Source organism: Mycobacterium sp. (assembly GCF_036488105.1).
Taxonomy (GTDB): Bacteria; Actinomycetota; Actinomycetes; order Mycobacteriales; family Mycobacteriaceae; genus Mycobacterium.
In genome coordinates this window covers 1-17,291 of sequence record NZ_DASXHW010000526.1, presented here as the reverse complement: position 1 = coordinate 17,291, position 17,291 = coordinate 1, and the positions used below count along the sequence as shown (strand labels likewise).

At 62.6% G+C, this 17,291-nt stretch carries 17 protein-coding genes; 7 read left to right on the top strand and 10 right to left on the bottom strand.

Annotation, left to right across the window (positions count from 1 at the left end; all coding sequences use genetic code 11):
- The first annotated feature begins 42 nt into the window (after positions 1-42).
- Complete coding sequence (locus tag VGH54_RS27760) at positions 43-627, top strand: hypothetical protein (RefSeq protein ID WP_331515343.1); 585 nt, start codon at positions 43-45, stop codon at positions 625-627.
- Positions 628-973: 346 nt separating this feature from the next.
- Here VGH54_RS27760 and VGH54_RS27755 read toward each other — a convergent pair whose 3' ends face one another.
- The 4 genes from VGH54_RS27755 to VGH54_RS27740 form a co-directional block, all read right to left on the bottom strand.
- Positions 974-1,738, bottom strand: a complete 765-nt coding sequence (locus VGH54_RS27755) for an SDR family oxidoreductase (RefSeq protein WP_331515342.1) — start codon at positions 1,736-1,738, stop codon at positions 974-976.
- Positions 1,739-1,860: 122 nt separating this feature from the next.
- Positions 1,861-3,129 carry an amidohydrolase family protein gene (locus tag VGH54_RS27750; protein WP_331515341.1) on the bottom strand — a complete coding sequence of 423 codons (1,269 nt, stop codon included), beginning with the start codon at positions 3,127-3,129 and terminating at the stop codon, positions 1,861-1,863.
- Positions 3,130-3,139: 10 nt separating this feature from the next.
- Complete coding sequence (locus tag VGH54_RS27745; protein ID WP_331515340.1) at positions 3,140-3,913, bottom strand: class II aldolase/adducin family protein; 774 nt, start codon at positions 3,911-3,913, stop codon at positions 3,140-3,142.
- Complete coding sequence (locus VGH54_RS27740) at positions 3,900-5,531, bottom strand: class I adenylate-forming enzyme family protein (protein WP_331515339.1); 1,632 nt, start codon at positions 5,529-5,531, stop codon at positions 3,900-3,902. The genes VGH54_RS27745 and VGH54_RS27740 overlap by 14 nt, the downstream gene beginning before the upstream one ends.
- A 68-nt stretch (positions 5,532-5,599) precedes the next feature.
- Here VGH54_RS27740 and VGH54_RS27735 point away from each other — a divergent pair, with 68 nt between their 5' ends.
- A complete protein-coding gene (locus VGH54_RS27735; protein WP_331515338.1) occupies positions 5,600-6,448 on the top strand; it encodes an SDR family oxidoreductase in 849 nt (282 codons plus the stop codon).
- Between the two features lie 12 nt (positions 6,449-6,460).
- Here VGH54_RS27735 and VGH54_RS27730 read toward each other — a convergent pair whose 3' ends face one another.
- The 4 genes from VGH54_RS27730 to VGH54_RS27715 all read right to left on the bottom strand — a co-directional run bounded on the left by VGH54_RS27730 (position 6,461) and on the right by VGH54_RS27715 (position 10,843).
- Positions 6,461-7,459 (bottom strand): Gfo/Idh/MocA family oxidoreductase, encoded by a 999-nt coding sequence (locus tag VGH54_RS27730; protein ID WP_331515337.1) that lies wholly within the window; start codon positions 7,457-7,459, stop codon positions 6,461-6,463.
- A gap of 774 nt (positions 7,460-8,233) precedes the next feature.
- Positions 8,234-8,653: a DUF732 domain-containing protein gene (locus VGH54_RS27725; protein WP_331515336.1), complete on the bottom strand. Its 420-nt coding sequence runs from the start codon at positions 8,651-8,653 to the stop codon at positions 8,234-8,236.
- A gap of 123 nt (positions 8,654-8,776) precedes the next feature.
- Positions 8,777-10,249, bottom strand: coding sequence for an MFS transporter (locus VGH54_RS27720; protein WP_331515335.1), 1,473 nt, complete (start codon positions 10,247-10,249; stop codon positions 8,777-8,779).
- A 51-nt stretch (positions 10,250-10,300) separates the two neighbouring features.
- Complete coding sequence (locus VGH54_RS27715) at positions 10,301-10,843, bottom strand: N-acetyltransferase family protein (protein ID WP_331515334.1); 543 nt, start codon at positions 10,841-10,843, stop codon at positions 10,301-10,303.
- Between the two features lie 84 nt (positions 10,844-10,927).
- On the opposite strand from VGH54_RS27715, the gene VGH54_RS27710 reads away from it, so the two are divergent.
- From VGH54_RS27710 to VGH54_RS27695, 4 genes are all read left to right on the top strand, one after another.
- The gene (locus tag VGH54_RS27710) at positions 10,928-11,362 is read left to right on the top strand and encodes a hypothetical protein (RefSeq protein ID WP_331515333.1); all 435 of its coding nucleotides are present in this window, start codon (positions 10,928-10,930) and stop codon (positions 11,360-11,362) included.
- A 228-nt stretch (positions 11,363-11,590) separates the two neighbouring features.
- Positions 11,591-11,989, top strand: coding sequence for an MmpS family transport accessory protein (locus VGH54_RS27705; protein ID WP_331515332.1), 399 nt, complete (start codon positions 11,591-11,593; stop codon positions 11,987-11,989).
- The gene (locus tag VGH54_RS27700) at positions 11,986-14,823 is read left to right on the top strand and encodes an RND family transporter (protein WP_331515331.1); all 2,838 of its coding nucleotides are present in this window, start codon (positions 11,986-11,988) and stop codon (positions 14,821-14,823) included. Before VGH54_RS27705 ends, VGH54_RS27700 begins: the two co-directional genes overlap by 4 nt.
- A 72-nt stretch (positions 14,824-14,895) precedes the next feature.
- A complete protein-coding gene (locus VGH54_RS27695) occupies positions 14,896-15,108 on the top strand; it encodes a hypothetical protein (RefSeq protein WP_331515330.1) in 213 nt (70 codons plus the stop codon).
- Between the two features lie 4 nt (positions 15,109-15,112).
- On the opposite strand, the gene VGH54_RS27690 is transcribed toward VGH54_RS27695, so the two are convergent.
- On the bottom strand, positions 15,113-15,925 hold the full coding sequence (locus VGH54_RS27690) for an adenylate/guanylate cyclase domain-containing protein (protein ID WP_331515329.1): 813 nt from the start codon (positions 15,923-15,925) through the stop codon (positions 15,113-15,115).
- Between the two features lie 147 nt (positions 15,926-16,072).
- Between VGH54_RS27690 and VGH54_RS27685 the strand changes: the two genes are divergently transcribed.
- A complete protein-coding gene (locus tag VGH54_RS27685) occupies positions 16,073-16,315 on the top strand; it encodes a hypothetical protein (RefSeq protein ID WP_414688826.1) in 243 nt (80 codons plus the stop codon).
- A 199-nt stretch (positions 16,316-16,514) separates the two neighbouring features.
- On the opposite strand, the gene VGH54_RS27680 is transcribed toward VGH54_RS27685, so the two are convergent.
- Positions 16,515-16,814 (bottom strand): hypothetical protein, encoded by a 300-nt coding sequence (locus tag VGH54_RS27680; protein WP_331515327.1) that lies wholly within the window; start codon positions 16,812-16,814, stop codon positions 16,515-16,517.
- Positions 16,815-17,291 lie beyond the last annotated feature (477 nt).

Genomic DNA, 17,291 nt, shown 5'->3' with positions numbered 1-17,291 from the left:
TGGGATACCGTTGCCGTTACCTAGAATAAGGAGCACGGTGCAATGAGGATCCCCCGGACGGTGATGGCCACGGCAGCCGCCGTGTCGACGCTGGTGGGGATGTCGGTGACCGGCTGCAGCAGCCACCCGAAGTCGTCGACGCCGAGCTCGGGATCCGGCGCCCCTACCCACGCTCCGATCAGCGATTACACCCAGCTGCTGATCAAGGCGAGTGACATCAATGCGCCCGACGTGTTTACCGCCGGCCCGGCGACAAAAGATCCAAATGGCCAAAAAGGTGCATTGATCACGTTCACTGATCAAGACCACAGCCACACGATCATCGACACCATTCAGATCCTGCCGGACGCCGAGGCGACCGCCACTGCGCTGGATTCGGCCAAGGCGTTGCATCGCGAAACTCTCCGCACCAAGGCGTTGAACGCTGAAGTCGGGGTTGGCGGTGTGACGATCTCGGGATTGCCGCAGGACCACTCCAAGGGAGTGACGGTGTTGCTGTTCACCGAGGGCAATGCAATGGTCACCCTGGAGTTCGAGGGACCATCCTTTGCACTGGCACCGCCGGAATTCGTCACCGAAGTCGGCCAGAAGCAAGATGACGCGGTCAAAAAAGGCATAGGTAGCTGAAACTAAACGGGTTTCGCGAGCACCAGCCAGCAGTGCCCGGGCGCTGTTGACGCACGGCAGCAACCGGTCGTAAGCGCTGACCCCGGCCTCGGCGCGAGAACGCATCGGTATCTCCAAGCCGACGACGCGATCATCCGGCAGGGCCGCGAGCAGGCCCTGACGAAGTCGAGGATCATCGCGCAGCGAATACGGTTGGTAATCCAGAGCTTTCAGCGGAGCAAAACCGACCATCCCGGTTGTGATGTATTGGCAACCCAGATCGGCCACCAGCTGGACGAATTCGATTGGGGGCATGCCAAAGACGCTGAGCATCTCGATGCCGAGGCGGTCATGTCGGCGCGCCCGCTCAGCCGCCCACCATGGCGAGGCCGCCATCGACCGGGATGAGCTGACCGGTGATGAATCCGGCCCCTTCGCTGGCAAGGAACACCAACACCGGCCCTAAGTCGCTGGCGGGATCGCCGAGCTTGCCGCCCAACGGGATGGACAACTGCATCTGCTGGTCGATGAATGCGCCGGCGTGCGGACCCAGGAAGTTCCGGAACCGGTCCGCTCCGGGTGTTTGAACGGCCGGCGCCAGCGCATTGACGGTGACCCGGTCTGCGCCCCACGCTTTGGCCGCCGAGCGGGTCCAGGCTTGAACGGCGCCCTTGGAGGCGGCATACACCGCTGCGATGGGACTACCCATCACCGCCTCAGCGGACCCGAAATTGATGATGTGTCCGCCGTTTTCGCGCATTACCGCGTGCGCGGCCTGATTCGTCAGAATCGTTGCTTTGACGTTGGTTGCCAGCAGAAAGTCGATCTCGTCGCTGGTGATGCTGCCAGGCACTCCCGGTTGCCACAGGCCGGCGGCGTTGATGAGCACATCCACGCCGCCGAGTTCCCGCACGGTGTTACCGAACGCGGCATCGACCGACTCGGCGTCTCGAACATCGCACTGCACCCACGTCACGGCCGGTGCGTCGTCGGCCGGGGCAGTGTTGTGATACGTCGCGGCCAGCCGCGCTCCCGCGGCGTGCAGAACGCGCACCGCGGCGGCGCCGATTCCGGTGGCACCGCCGGTGACCAGAATGCGGCGTCCAGCCAGCGATGGTTGCGGTACCGTCATGGCCGCGGAGTCTATCGGTCTGCAGACAACGAAGTCAGGTAACCGCCGTGTATTCGATGCGTTTTGACAACGCCGCTGCCATTCGCTCCGTCGGGACCGCTAATGATGTGGGGCAGAAGCGGTCAGAACGACTCTGGATCCCGCTGCACTTCGACAGGCACTGGATGTTGGTACAACCGCGAAGCGTTCTCCCAGGTGAACTTGCGAATCAGCTCGGTTGACAGGCCGCCGATTTGTTCGTGCACCGTCTCCTGGGTGTGCGGCCAGGTCGAATCACAGTGCGGGTAATCGGCTTCCAGCATGATGTTGTCAGCACCGATGCGGTCGTGCTGCACGAAAGAAGACTTGTCTTCCACTGCGCAGAACCAGAAGTTGCGGGTGAACACCTCTGCCGGGGTAAGGGTCTCCCCCAACGCCGCCCAGGTGCCATACATGGCGTGGTAGCTCAGCATGTGGTCGAGGCGATCCAATAGTCCTGCCACCCAGCCGATTCCGCCCTCGGACAAACAGATCTTGAGATCGGGGAATCTGCTCGGTAATCCGGAATACAGCCAGTCGACCGCCGCCGAGATGGCGTAGGCGAAGAACAACACGCCCTGTACATCCGGCGGCGCATCGTCGGTGGTCGACGGCGACGAACCCGACGATCCGATGTGCAGGTTCACCACCGTGCCGGTTTCGGCACACGCGGCCATCATCGGATCCCAATGACCGGAGTGGATGCTCGGCAACCCCAGCATCGACGGGTTCTCGCTGAACGTGACGGCGTGGAATCCGCGCGCGGCGTTTTCACGGATCATCGCCGCGCCGAGTTCAGGATCGAGTAGCCAGGGCAGCTGGCACGGAATGATCCGACCCGGGTGCGAACCTGCCCACACGTCGTGGTGCCAGTCGTTCCATGCGCGCACCGACGCCAACGCGAGGTCGCGATCGTTGGTCACTTGCTGCAGTCGCTGGCCCGCGAAACCCGGCAGGAACGAGGGAAAGTTCAGCGAAGCGTAGACGCCGTTGAGGTCCATGTCTCTGACGCGCTCGTCGATATCCCATGCACCCCTGCGCATCTCATCGAAGCGGACCGGCTCGAAGCCGTACTCCGACACCGGCCGGCCGACGACGGCGTTGAAACCGACATTCGGCAGTACCTGATCGTCATAGACCCATGTCTGGCCGCCGTCGGCGGTGTCAACCACTTTCGGGGCGCGATCAGCCAACCGTTGCGGCAGACGGCCGGTGAACGTGTCCGGGGGCTCGACGATGTGATCGTCGACGGAGATCAGCGTGTAGCGGCGCGGCGCCCTCGGCGGATCAGGCAGAAATGTGACCGAGCGGCCCTCGCCGGTCTTGGCGGTGGTGAAGCTCAGGTTGGCGGCGAGCTCGTCGATCGATTTCATCGCAATTCACTCAGTTCAGAACGGTGGGATCGGCTTTGATGGTCAGTCGGGCGGCCCCCGCCCAGTACACGTCGGCAGCCCGTTCGATCAGCGATCTCTGCATGCCCGCCATGTCCGCCCAATTCATCTGCACAGGTTCGTTGCCGGTGAGCATCACGTCATAGGCCAGCTTGCAGACTCGCTCGATCGACGCGGCGCGGTAGACGGCCTCAGCGAGGTTGCGGCCGGTCGCGATGACGCCATGGTTGGCCAGAATCGTCAGGTTGGCCCCGCCGATGCGGGCCGCGAGATCGGCTGCACGCGTGGCGCTGTCGATCTCACCGTCGTATGAATCGACCAGGCAGAGGTCGTCAAGAAACAGCGAGCCGGTTTGATGCACCAGCTCTGGCAATCTGCCCAGCGCCGCGAGCACACACACGTAGTAGGGGTGATTGTGAATGACCACTCGCGCATCTGCACGGACGCGATGCAGTTCGGTATGAATGTGGATCGCCGGAGTGACATCCCAGCGGCCGCGGATCACGTGCGCATCGGCATCGACCAGGCAGATATCCGAGGCGGTCAGCTCCTGCCACCACAGCCCCCACGGGTTGACGAACATGTCGGTCTGTCCGTCGGGTTGCCAGGTGATGTGTCCGGCCAGATTCTCGGCGAACCCGATGCCGGCCAGATGCCGGAACGCCACCGCGAGCGCCTGCTCATCCGAAAGGTCGACTCCGATCGGCGGAACCACCGACGCCGCCCACACCTCCAGGCCACCTCGCCGCGCGTTAGGAGTGGTCATGGCCGGCCTCCGTCCTGGCTTTGATGTCCGCGCGCAACGCGCTTTTGGCGATCTTGCCGCCCGACGATCGCGGCAGCTCGTCGACCACGATGAGTCGCTCAGGAAGCAGCTCCTTGGAAACGCCTGCCGTTAGGAGATACTCGACGAGGTCGGACAGGCTGATCATGTGCGAGCCGACGAGTTCGGTATATAGGCAAACCTTTTCGCCGAACACCGGATCAGGCATTGCCACCGCCGCCGCGACCGCGATTGCGGGGTGCGTGGTCGCGGCGTCTTCGACGGCAGATGCGCTGATGTTCTTTCCGCCGCGCAGAATGAAATCCGACGTCCGGCCGGTGACGCTCAGGTAGCCCTCGGCGTCGATTTCGCAGATGTCGCCCATGCGCATCCAGCCATCGCGGGTGAACAGCTGGTCGTGGTCGGTGCCCCCAAGATACCCGAGGCTGGTTGCGGGGCCGCGACACGCGGGCTGACCCTTGCCGGTCTCGGTGACGTCCTGGTCGATGTCGAAAAGGCGGACCGACATCTCGGGAACGATCCGTCCGGCCGTGCGCAACCGGCGCTCCTGCGAGTCGTGCACTGTCGTGGCGCTGAGCAGCCCGGTCTCATTCGACCCATAGAACTGCAGAATCGTTGCTCCGGTGAGCCTTTCGAATTCAGCGGCCGGCCGGTAGGGCAACGATTCCCCGCCGGTGAAAACGACGCGCAGCGAACTCAGGTCGTTGTCACGCGAAGCGCGGTCGGCCATCAGCATCGTCAGTTGCGTACTGACGCAACACAACACAGTGACCCGGTGTTCAGCGATCGCCTCGCACGTTGCCCTGGCAGTAAAGCGGTCCAAGATCACAGCGGTGGCGCCCAGATAGATCGGGCTGGTGTGGCTGGTCCAGATTCCGAACCCGAAAGGCATCGGGATGACCGGCAGGAACACATCGTCACGCGTCAGCTGACCGTTGGCCACGGCCTTCTGATGAAAGTAATGCCAACGATTCTGCGTGTGCACCACGCACTTAGGCAGCCCGGTGGTCCCGGACGTCGAGTTGATCAGGAACACGTCGTCGGCGCCGAGGGCGCCGCCGACCGGCACTGTCGAGGGCTCTGTGTCGATGCTCAAGCGCGGAGCGCGGCCGCCGTCCCCCAGTACCAGGACCGGCACCGAGAGCGCGCCGACAGCGGTGGTGACCTGGGTCGCGGCTTCGCTGCGCTGGCCGTCGCTGATCAGCAGATTTGGCCGCGAGTTGCGCAGTATCGCGGCAACTTCGCGGGTGCCGGCACGTGCGCCGATGCCGACAACGACCGCGCCGCACCGTTCCACCGCGACGAACAGCAGGTGGATGGCCGCGGAGTCGCCGTGCCACACCGCGACTCGATCACCTCGAGCAATGCCGACAGCGGCCAACTGCTCAGCGAGAGCAGTTGCCGCAGCATCGAATTCACGCCAGGTGAACGTCGGGCCGGGGTGATCGATGTAGGCGAAGCCGTCCGGGCGCTGCTCGGCGTTGCGGGCTACCGCGTCGGACAACGTCACCTCCGACCACCAGCCGGCGGCGCGATACTGGGCCGACTCCTCGTCGGTGAATGCCGGCGAGGCCACAGTATCCAGGCCGCCGGTGCTCATCATCCGATGATATGGCGAGGGGTCCCGACTGCCATCAGCATTCGTAGACTTGGGACGAGGATTGGCCGATGTCAGGCATCCTGACGCGTATGGACGGATTGCTCAACGACCGGATCGCGGTGGTGACCGGCGGCGCCGGCGGTATAGGCGCGGCGACCGCGCGGTTATTCGCCGACCACGGCGCCCAGGTAGTCATCGCCGATATCGACGCCGAGCTCGCTCAGCTGACCGCCGAGCAGATCACGGCTTCGGGCGGGTCGGCGTTGGCGGCGGCGACCGACGTCCGCGACGCCGGTCAGGTCGCCGACCTGGCGCGATCGGTGCTGGAGCGTCATGGTCGGGTGGATGTGCTGGTGAACAACGTCGGTCACTGGCTGCGTCACCCCGGCAACTTCGTCGACACCGATCCACAGCTGTGGGACGACCTCTACCGGATCAACCTGTATCACGTTTTCCTGGTCACGCATGCTTTCCTGCCCGCGATGATCGGTCAGCATTCCGGCGCGATCGTCAACGTCTCTTCGGTCGAAGGTCTGCGCGGGTATCCGGAGGATCCGGTCTACGCCGCCTTCAAGGCCGCCGTCATCCACTTCACCCGCAGCTTGGCGGTCCAGGTCGGCCGCGATGGCGTCCGCGTCAATGCGATCGGGCCCGACGTCACCGAATCCCTGCAGGTGCCCTACTCGCAGTGGCTTTCCGCAGACGAGCAGGCGCAATGGCCGCAGTGGGTGCCGGTCGGGCGGAAGGGCCTGCCCGAGGATCAGGCCCAGGTGATCCTGTTCTTGGCGTCGGACCCGTCGGCGTTCGTCACCGGTCACACGATCCCGACCGACGGCGGCACCGGCGCCGCGGGCGGATGGTTCCGCTCGTCACGCCGACCCGATCGGGAATGGACGAATCGACCCGATGCGCCCTAGCGCCTCAGGTGGTCAGCTCGGCTGGCGCAGCGGTAGCCCGGCCGCACGGTAGATCCCGTCGATGACGGTCATGTTCTCGATCGCATCCTCGGGCGTGGTCTTCACCGGTTCGCCTCGTAGCACCGCCGCGGCGAACGCATCGAGCTGATATGCGTAGGACGGGCGGTGCGTAAAGCGCTCGACACGTCTGCCCTCGGGCGAGCGAACGGACAGCCGGTTGACGAATTGTGGTGTCACCGGATTGAACAGCTTCAACTCGCCCCGGTCGCCGACCACACGAGCGCTGATCTCGAGCAGCCGCACCGACCACATCGAGCAGCGGATCCGCCCGGTATGGCCCGCGGCGAACCGCAGCTCCGCCGTCATCGCCCGGTCAATCTGGGGATCGCGCAGTTTGGCCTGGGCCGAGACCACTTCCGGCGTTGACCCGCCGAACGTGCGGACCATGTGGACCGCGTAACAGCCCGCGTCCATCAGTGCGCCGCCGGCAAGCGGGTAGTTGTAACGGATGTCGGAGAACTTCGGCAGCGGGAAACACAAGGCCGCCTCGACTCGCTGCAGCTTTCCTATTACGCCCGAGGCGATGATCTGCTCGGTACGTAACGCCATCGGGTGGTAGCGGTAGTGAAAAGCTTCCATCACGACCCGGTCCGACTTCGCCGCCAGGTCGGCGATCTCACGGGCTTCGTCCGCGTTCGCGGTGAACGGTTTCTCGCACAGCACGTGCTTACCGGCGTCCAGCGCGGCCCGAGTCCACTTGCCGTGCAAGCCGTTCGGCAGTGGGTTGTACACCGCGTCGATGTCGCGGTCGGCCAGCAGCGCCTCGTAGCTTTCGTGGACGTGCGCAATGCCGTGTTTGGCAGCAAATGCCCGAGCGCGTGAGCCATCACGTGCCGCCACCGCAGTCACCACAACGTCGCCGTTGTCCTTGGCCGGTTTGATGAGCGCCAATGGCGCGATGCGGGCGGCGCCAAGCACGCCGACCCGTAGTCGTTCTCCATGTTCGGGCACGGACCGAAGCTAACACCTGGAGGTAGCTCCGGCACGCGAAACATAGGAATGCTCAGTTTGTTTCGATAAATTAGCGCGTGCAATGACGCGGCAACGAGCTGAATTTTTCTCAGCTAGTCCACTTGATTTATTAATGTCGCACGCAGAAACTGCGCATACGGTCGCCCTATGTCTGCGGTCGGTGAACTGGTGCGGTTTCCGCCGGCTCGTCGGGCGGCGCCGCCGCCATTGCGCTGTCCACGCGGCCATCTCATGCGGGTCGAACGAATAGTGGCGAACAGCGCCGTCTGCTCGTGCGGACGACACCAAACATGGCGATGTCATTGCGGCACAATGACATACGAGCCACCCATCGGTACCACATGCGATCTGCCCCGCCAGGCCGTTGCCGGCGAAACGGGTTCATTCCGGTCGGCTTGATGTGAGTGCCAAGTAGTGGACGCCGATGGCAATTGACGAACGCGCCGAAAGGCTTAAGCCGTAAACAACATGTCAAACTCTCGTAAAAACGCCTCGACATCTCTCGCCGGTTGGCGACTGGACTGCGTACATTTTGCGTATCGGATTGTCGGGACCACCGCCCATCCCGCCCAAGGAGAAGACCACTATGCCCGTTGAGTCGCGACTCCAAGATGAAATGCGCAGCTGCGCCGTCGAGTTGCGCCAACTTGCTTACACACTTCAGAACGGGGTCGGTGAGCACGATCTGCTTCGACTGTCAGAACGAATGCGTGCAGCAGCCGACCGGGTAGTCCGCAGCGGGGCTTAGTTTCGTTAAGCGCCAGGCGGTTTCGGGGGGCTAGCCTCGCTAGGCGGGTTCGCGGGGCTCGCCTCGCCAGGCGGTTTCGAGGGGCTAGGAGTCATGCTGGCCTGATATTTGCTAGGTAAATATTTGGGGCAGTATTCAGCGGCCGCGAGCATGACGAAATTCCTTACGCCGTTCCCGCTGAATGACGGGTTCTGCGATTGAAGGTTTTTCTCGATCTCGGCTTGAGGAGTCCCCTTGTCGGCCAAATCGCACACGTCCTTGGCGACTGTGACCGCCTTGGCAGGGTCTTGATAGGTAAGCCCGGCCGCGTGGAGCTGCTGGACGAAGTCCGCGTCGTTATTGGGAGGAGTCGGAGGGTCGGCGTACGCCGGTGCCGCCACGATGGTCATGGTGGCGACGCCGACCAGCATCATCAGACGTTTCATGGTGCCCCAGTCTTCCAAAGTTGCGGTCAGGGCGCAGCCCCGTCTCCGCACATTTGAATTCATAGCTGGCCCAAGTTCAGCCGGCGTTAACGACGTTGTGGCTTCCCCGACGCATTAATCCCGCTATTCGGATTTCTCGTCGCGTTCAGCGTCGGCCACGGTCAATGGCAAAGCCAGCTCTTCGAGCGGGCGCTGTTCGGCGGCGACACCGAGCCACAGTTCCACCAGACCCGCGACGGCCATGACTGCCGCGCCGATGAGGAACGACCACATCACCTCGCTGCGCTGACCGGAACCGATCAGCTGGCCGAACAGCAGCGGCCCGCTGATGCCACCGATCCCGGTGCCAACCGCGTAGAAGAACGCGATCGCCAGCGCTCTGGTCTCCATCGGAAAGATCTCGCTGACGGTCAGGTAGGCAGCACTGGCGCCCGCCGAAGCCAGAAAGAACGTCGCGGCGAGCACGCCGATGAATGTCCACACGCCGCCGGTCTGGTTCACGAACAGAACCGCGAGGACGACGGCCATCACTGCCGAGCCGATATACGACAACGCGATCATCGGCTTGCGACCGACGGTGTCGAAGAACCGCCCGAGCACCAGCGGCCCGAAAAAGTTGCTCAGCGCCCACAGAATGTAGAACAACGGCACCTTGCCGGCGTCGATTCCGTAGAAGCCGCTCAGCAAGGTGCCCAGATTGAACGTCACGCCGTTGTAGAGAAACGCCTGTCCGATGAACAACGCCAGTCCGAGGATCGCGCGCCGCGGATACAGCGTGAAGGCGACCCGGGCGATTTCGACAAACGAAATCGTCTCGCGCTGACGGATTTTCAGCGGCTTGCCCTGCGGCTCCGGCAGCGGCTGGCCGGTTTCCCGTTGGACGTCGGATTCGATCTCGCCGACGATCCGCTCGGCTTCCTGGTTGCGGCCGTGAATGAACAGCCAGCGCGGGCTTTCCGGAACGTTGCGCCGGACCAGCAGCACGAAGATGCCGAAGAGGGCGCCGACGCCGAACGCGAGCCGCCATCCGATGTTGGCCGGGAAGTTTGACGTGTCCAACAAGACAAGGGCGCCGCCGGCTCCGGCGGCTGATCCCAGCCAGTATGTCCCGTTGATCACCAGATCGACGCGACCGCGCACGCGCGCGGGGATCAGCTCGTCGATCGCTGAATTGATCGCCGCGTATTCCCCTCCGATGCCTGAGCCGGTGAAGAACCGGGCGAGGAAGAAAAACCACGGCGCGAACGCGAACGCCGTCGCGACGGTCGCGGTCAAGTACACCGCGAGGGTCAGGATGAACAGATTGCGCCGGCCGAAGCGGTCGGTCAGGTGACCGAACACCAACGCACCCAGGCATGCCCCGGCGATATAGATCGCCGCCGCCACCCCGATATCCGCAGGGGTAAGCGCAATACCGCTGCCGTGCTCTGTGAGGCGCGACGACACATTGCCGACCATCGTGACCTCGAGCCCGTCCAGGATCCACACCCCGCCGAGGCCCACGACCACGCGCCAGTGAAACCGCGACCACGGCAGCCGATCCAGACGTGCCGGAACACGGGTCGTGATTGTTCCGGTTTGGACGCTTCCGCTCATGCTTCTCCGTTCGTGTCAGATCCGGGTGTACCCGCCGCCGAGCAGAACGAGTCAGAGGATCGAGCCGGCTGGGTCATCGCTGTCGGCCGTGCCGGGCAGATCGCGTTGCATCCATACGACGTCATGCCAGCACTCGAGCTTCCATTCAACGCGGCGATAGATACCGGCCTCCCGGAACCCCAAAGATCGGTGAAAGGCGTTGCTGGCATCGTTCGGTTGAGTGATGCCGGCTAGGACTCGCCGATAGCCGCGCTCCCCGAGCCGGTCGAGAAGCTGCGTGTACAGCTCGCGGCCGGCGCCGCGACGATGATGGTCGCCGTCGATGTAGATGCCGGTCTGGACCGTCCATCTATAGGCGAGATGGAGATTGAGGGCATGTCCGTAGGCGAATCCGACGATCTGGTCGTCGTGTTCGAGGATGAGCCAGGCGTGCGTGTCGCCGGCAGCGGCAATCCGTGCGGCCATCTCACTGATGGACGGGACGTCGAGTTCCCAACTCACCGTGCTGTTCTCGACGTAGGGACGGTAGATCGCCACGCACGCAGCGGCGTCGTGGTCGGTGGCATTGCGCACGCGGGTGGTGGTCGCTGGCATGTCGTCAGTCTTGCAGTTGCGGACAGCAAGGTGCGGCGCTGTCGACGAACGGTCAGATCCCGCACGCGGTGTTAGGTTCTGAACGTGACTACGGCTTTCTGGGGTCTGCTGACGTTGATCGCCTTGGCGGTGACGTTGATCCTGCTCTCCATCGCATTTATCTACGTACGGCGGTTGGAGCGGCAACCTACCCTTCCGTTCAGCGAGGAAATCCGAGCTGCGCCGCGGGTCATACGCAAGTTGCGCAAACGCGAACCCATGACACCAGAGGAGTTCGAGTACGCACAGCGCATAGTCGCTATCCGCGGCAACCCGATGGCCTTGTGCATCCCCTTTACCCTGTTCGCGCTTTCCTGTTACTACGTTTTCGGTGGTCTTGAACACTTACACGGGGCGGCGCCCTCGGAGCGACACTTCATTGGTGTGATTCCGATGTTGACCTCGACAAACCTTGCCATTCAACTCACCCGGGCGAGGCGACTCAAGGGCCGTTTGCGAACCGTACAGGTGGTGGCCTGAGGCCCCGTTGTGCGCGCTGCCGACTGCGATGGCAGGTGATACCGTTCCCACGTAGTAGCCGTGTCCGTTCAGTACTGATACTGTCTTAACGGCCGCATATCAACCTGATTGACATATCGATCCGACGGAGGGGTCGGATCGAGAGCACGAGGTCCGGGAGAACGCGTTCGGAAAGGTGATCGAGTGAGCCCTCGTCCAGTCGGGAGGACTGTCCTAGCGCGAATCTGGATGCCGCTGGTTGCCGTCATCGCAGTGAGCGCCGGCCTGTTGCTCATGTATAAAGTGCATCAATTCTCCGAGCCGGAGCCGGTCATCACGGTCAACGGTCCACAAGCGCCGGACGAATTCAATATCAAACGGCTCACCTATGAGGTGTTCGGCTCCGTCGGCGAAGGCGGAAAGCTTGTCTACGTCGACATCGACGGACATCCGCATCAAGTGGATGTCACGACGCTGCCGTGGTCCCACACGGAGACCACGACGCTGACGGTCGCGTCCGGCAGCATTTCCGTGCACGTTCACGGCGGTCAGGTGGGCTGCCGAATGCTGGTCGACGGCGTCGTCCGCGACGAGCAGAAGGGTAACCACCAAGACGCCGACGTCGAGTGCAGAGTGAAGTCCGCATGAGCGAACATCGCCTGGACGAGCCGAAGGTCAAACGCCCCTTCATCCCGCGAATGGTCCGGACTTTCGCGGTACCGATCATCTTCTTCTGGGGCTTTCTCGCGGTCACGACGACTGCCTTCATGCCCAAGGTGGAGGACGTCGCCGAAGAACTCGCCGGACCGATGGTCCCGCACTATGCGCCGTCGCAGCGAGCGCTGTTGCACATCGGCGAGAAGTTTCGCGAATCGAATTCGACGAACTTGACCATGGTGGTCTTCGAGGCGAACCGTCCATTGGCCGACCAAGACCACCGCTATTACGACGATTTGATGCAGCGCCTGCAGCACGACACCAAGCACGTGCAGTACGTGATGGACCTGTGGGGCAAGCCGTTCACCGCGGCGGGCGCCCAAAGCGTCGATGGCAAGTGCACCTATACGCTGTTGCGTCTCGCCGGCGACATCGGACAGATCGAGGCGAACGCGTCTGTGAACGCCGTCCGCAACATCATCGCCAAGGACACGCCGCCGCCCGGACTCAAGGTCTTCGTGAGCGGCGCCGCGCCGCTGGCATCGGACACGTTGAGCATCGCCAACGCAAGCCTCAACAACGTCACCATCGTCACGATCGTCCTCATCATGGTGATGTTGCTGATCGTGTATCGCTCGCCTCCCACGCTGTTGGTGCCTTTGCTCGGCGTCCTCATTGAAATGCTTGTCGCCAAAGGGATTATCTCGACCCTCGGGCATCTCGGATACATCGAGCTGTCGTCGTTCGCGGTGAATATCGTCATTGCACTGACCCTTGGAGCAGGTACCGACTACGGCATCTTCTTGATGGGTCGTTATCACGAGGCACGCCTGGCCGGCGAAAGCCGAGAAGACAGTTTCTACATCGCTTACAAAGGTGTCGCGCCGATCATCATCGGATCGGGGCTCACCATCGCTGGCGCGTGTTACTGCCTGACGTTCGCGCGCCTGAACTACTTCCACACCATGGGTCCGGCCGTGGCGATCACCATGCTGTTCACCATCGCCGCGGCAATGACGCTCGGCCCGGCGGTTTTGACGCTCGGCAGCCTCTTCGGGATGTTCGACCCGAGGCAGCAAGTCAAGGCGCACGTGTATCGGCGGATCGGCGCGAGCGTCGTGCGCTGGCCGGTGCCGATCCTCATAGCTAGTTCCGCCGTCGTGTTGCTGGGAGCGATTTTCGTACCGAGCTACCGACAGAATTACGACGACCGGCAGTACCAGCCGCACGACGCACCCGCCAATCTGGGTTTCCAGGCGGCCGATCGGCACTTTCCTAAAAGCAAACTGTTCTCCGAGATGCTGATGGTCGAGACCGACCACGACATGCGCAACTCGGCCGACTTCATTTCACTGGACCGGGTCGCGAGAGCTCTGATTCGCCTGAAGGGTGTGGCCATGGTGCAAGGCATGACCAGGCCGTTGGGCCGTGCCTTGGAGCACGCCAGCATTCCCTACTTGTTCACCACCCAGGGCAGCGGAAACGGTCAACAGTTGCCGTTCAACCGGGAGCAGAACAACAACACCGACGAACAGGCAAAGATTCAGGAAGACTCCGTCGCGGTGTTGCGGAAAGAGATCGACTTCTTCCAAAGGGTCTCCGATGAACTGCATAAGACGGTACTCACCATCGAGGATTTGGAGCACGTCAGCAACGAGATCAATGACAACGTCTCGAATCTCGACGATTTCTTCCGTCCCTTGAAAAGCTATTTCTTCTGGGAGAAGCACTGCTTCGACATTCCCATCTGCTGGACGTTCAGATCGGTGTTCGCGACCATCGATCAGATCGACCATCTGGCTGAGGACATCAAATACGCCCGGATTTCTCTCGCGGTGGTGGACGAAACCTTTCCGAAGATCATTGCCCAGCTGAAGGCCACGGCCGACGACACCGAGGCACTAAAGGCGAAGCTGGTCAACAGTTACGGATCCGCGGATCTGCAATCCCTGTCGACCGAACAGACCTATGACGACTCGATCAATGTCGGCAACGACTGGGACAAGTCCCGCAGCGACGACTTCTTCTATATCCCGCACGAAGGCTTCGACAACGAAGACGTCAAGACCGGCATGAAATTGATGATGTCGCCGGACGGCAAGGCCGCCCGCTTCATCGTCACCCATGAGGGCGATGCCATGGGCCCCGAAGGTGTGGAGCATGTCGAAATGTTCCCCGATGCAATAAAAACGATTCTCAAGGAGACATCGTTGGCCGGCGCACGGGTCTACATCGGTGGCTCGGGAGCCAACGACAAAGACATCAAGCAATACGCCGCATCCGATTTGCTGATCGCCGCAATCGCCGCCTTCGTGCTGATCTTCTTGATCATGATGTTCATCACGCGAAGTCTGGTGGCGGCCTTGGTCATACCCGGCACAGTGGCGTTCTCGTACGCCGGGGCGTTCGGGCTCTCCATACTCCTGTGGCAGCACCTGATCGGCCTGCATCTGCACTGGCTGGTCCTGCCGTTGACGTTCATCATTCTCGTGGCAGTGGGGTCGGACTACAACTTGCTGCTTATCAACCGGGTCAAGGAAGAGCTTCACGGTGGGATACATACCGGTCTGATCCGCGCGCTCGGCAGCACCGGTGGTGTGGTGACCTCGGCCGGTCTGGTGTTCGCGTTCACCATGCTGGCGATGCTCACCAGCGATCTCCGAACCATCGGCCAGGTCGGGTCGACCGTGTGTATCGGCCTGCTGCTTGACACGCTGATCGTGCGATCTTTCGTCGTGCCGTCCATCCTTGCGATTCTGGGGCCGTGGTTCTGGTGGCCCACGGTGGTACGCCAGCGGCCGCAAACGCAGCATGCCAACCCCTAGACGTCACATGCCCGTAAGAAACGCTGGGCAGAATTGGAAACTATGCCGATGCCATCAAGCCGGGTGCTCCAAATGCGGGCAGTCGATCTCACAAACCGCTTGCCGGGTTACCAGCTCCGCGAGTACGGCGAAGGCGACGACGCGTGGAAGCGAGTCGCAACCAGGGTTGTGTGCGAACTCGCACCGCACGAAGGCGGCTTCTTGCCCGAGCTGTGCACAGTGACGTTCGGCGACGGTACCGAGCGCTACTTCAACCCCAACGATCAGGTGGAAATCCGGCCGTAAACGGTCAGGCGGGCACCTTGACGGCGTAGAGCTGATGAGTGCCCTGCAGGCCTTTGAGTTCGGCCTCGCGGGGTTCGGATAGGTCGATGTTGGGCACACCGTGGATCGCTTCGCGCACCGCCTCGCTGACGAGTATTTCGCCACCGCCGGCTTGCCCGGCGATCCGGGCGGCCATCGCGACGTTGCGCCCGAAAAGGTCGTCCCCGCGTCGGACCGACGGTCCGATGTGGATACCGATCCGGACGCGGATGCCCGCCCACTGCTCAGCGTTTTTGAGCAACGCGCGCTGGATGCCAATCCCGCACAGCACCGCCTGTTCGGTGTCGGCGAACGCGATCATGAATCCATCGCCCTGGGCCTTGACCACGTGCCCGCCGTGATCAGCGACAAGCTTCTCGATGAGCCGGTTGTGGCGCTCCAGAATCTTCACCCATTCGCGGTCCCCCAGCTGTTCGTTATGTGCTGTGGAGTCCTCGATGTCGGAGAAGGCGATCACGACATCACCGTCTGCGGTCAGTCGTGCGAGATCGGGACGCTCGACCTGCGCCCAGCCGGCCAGGTCTTCGATCGAGTTACGGACTGTGGCGCCAATGCCTTTGGTGATCAGTGAGTCGGCCGTCCGCCATGCCGTCCTGATCGCGAACGGTGCGAGGCCGGGGCGCGGTCGCCGGCGGCCAATCCCGGGTTGGCGAGCGCGCTGGAGGTCGGCTCGGGTTTCCTTCAGCTGATGTCGCGACACGATGAGCAGCACCCCAAGCGCGATGAGCCCGCCGAGTTCGACGACTGCGATGCCGCTCGCCAGCAGGGTCGCGTTCATCGGAGGTCCGCTACTGCGAACGATGTTGTCACGGGTCGATTATGACCGTCGACGTTACGCGACTCGCGACGCGATGCCGTCGGCGCCTGCGCCATCATCGTCGAAGTAAGCGCAGTCCGATGCGGCTGACTACAGATTCAAGGCAGGATGTCAGGCGTGAGCTGGTCGAGGTACGAGGGAAAGGCGCCTGCGGAGAGAACTCTCACCGGAGCCGCACGAAACGCCGAGCTCGAAGACTTTATCCGCCTGCAGAATCCACATCTCACCGATGTCCGTTTGGAGCAGGCAACGCCCACGGACGCCGACGGCGTCGGCGTCCAGCCCGATCGCCAATGGTACTGCGTCACCTACTTGGCTGATGATGGCGAAGGCCATCGCGCCGACAAGTAAGAAGGATGTCGGTAGCGGTCGTCAGCTCATGGAACATGGCTCGCCCCAACAAGTTTTGGTCGGCAGAAACCAACAGTCCGCGTGTCAGCCTTGGGCGAGTGCAGTCATGTCCGGAGCCAGCAGGTCGGACCGTTGCTTCCCCCGTCCGAGGCTGAATTCAGTTCGCCGTCAATAGGATCAAGCCGTACAGAGCCGGCTGCTACTCGGCGTCATTGAAGGCTTCGAGGCACTGGTTCACTCGAGCCAGCGCCTCGTCGAAAACCTCCACCTTTTCTCCGCGCTTTTCGTTGGCCGGCTGGGCGGCGCCACGGGCACCTTCGGCCTCAACTCGGGTCGCACCCTGGCGCCGCAACAAGCTGAAGTTCTTATCGCGCGCATGCCTGAGCCGACTCTGCAGATCTTTCAGCGACTTCGCGTCCATACGTGCGAGAGCCTCGAAATGAGCCTCGGCGATCAGCGAGTTTTCCTGCGGGGTCAGGTTCACGTTGTGGTTGCTCACCTTTGATTCATAGCCCGGACCGGCCACGCCTGTTCGACGAACGCGGGAAGGCATCTCGAACGGTCACGCCGCGGTCATGTCGAATTCACACCGGCAGACGACGTGTTCAATTGCTCATTCTTCTATCGGACTGATGCACTGCGGTCCTGGATCCGGGCCTGGCCCACGGGCGAGTCTCGCACCCTCCTACATCACCGGCGCCAACATTCCCATCGACGGCGGCCGGCGATGACCACCCCACAGCGCCGCTAACGTGTCACCCTCGGAGCATCCAATCGCCTGTCATCGCCGGTCTGGCCCATTTGCATGACGCGTATCGGCGCCGGATCAGCAATCGTCATGCGGGTTGAGATCGGACGAGACATCGGCGTCAATCTGTACGAGGATGAAGCCATGCGATTCCTTGTCATGCTTGCGGGCTTCGCCGCCGTGCTCGGGGTGGCCACGCCGGCACAGGCTGATCCGGGCAATTCAGGG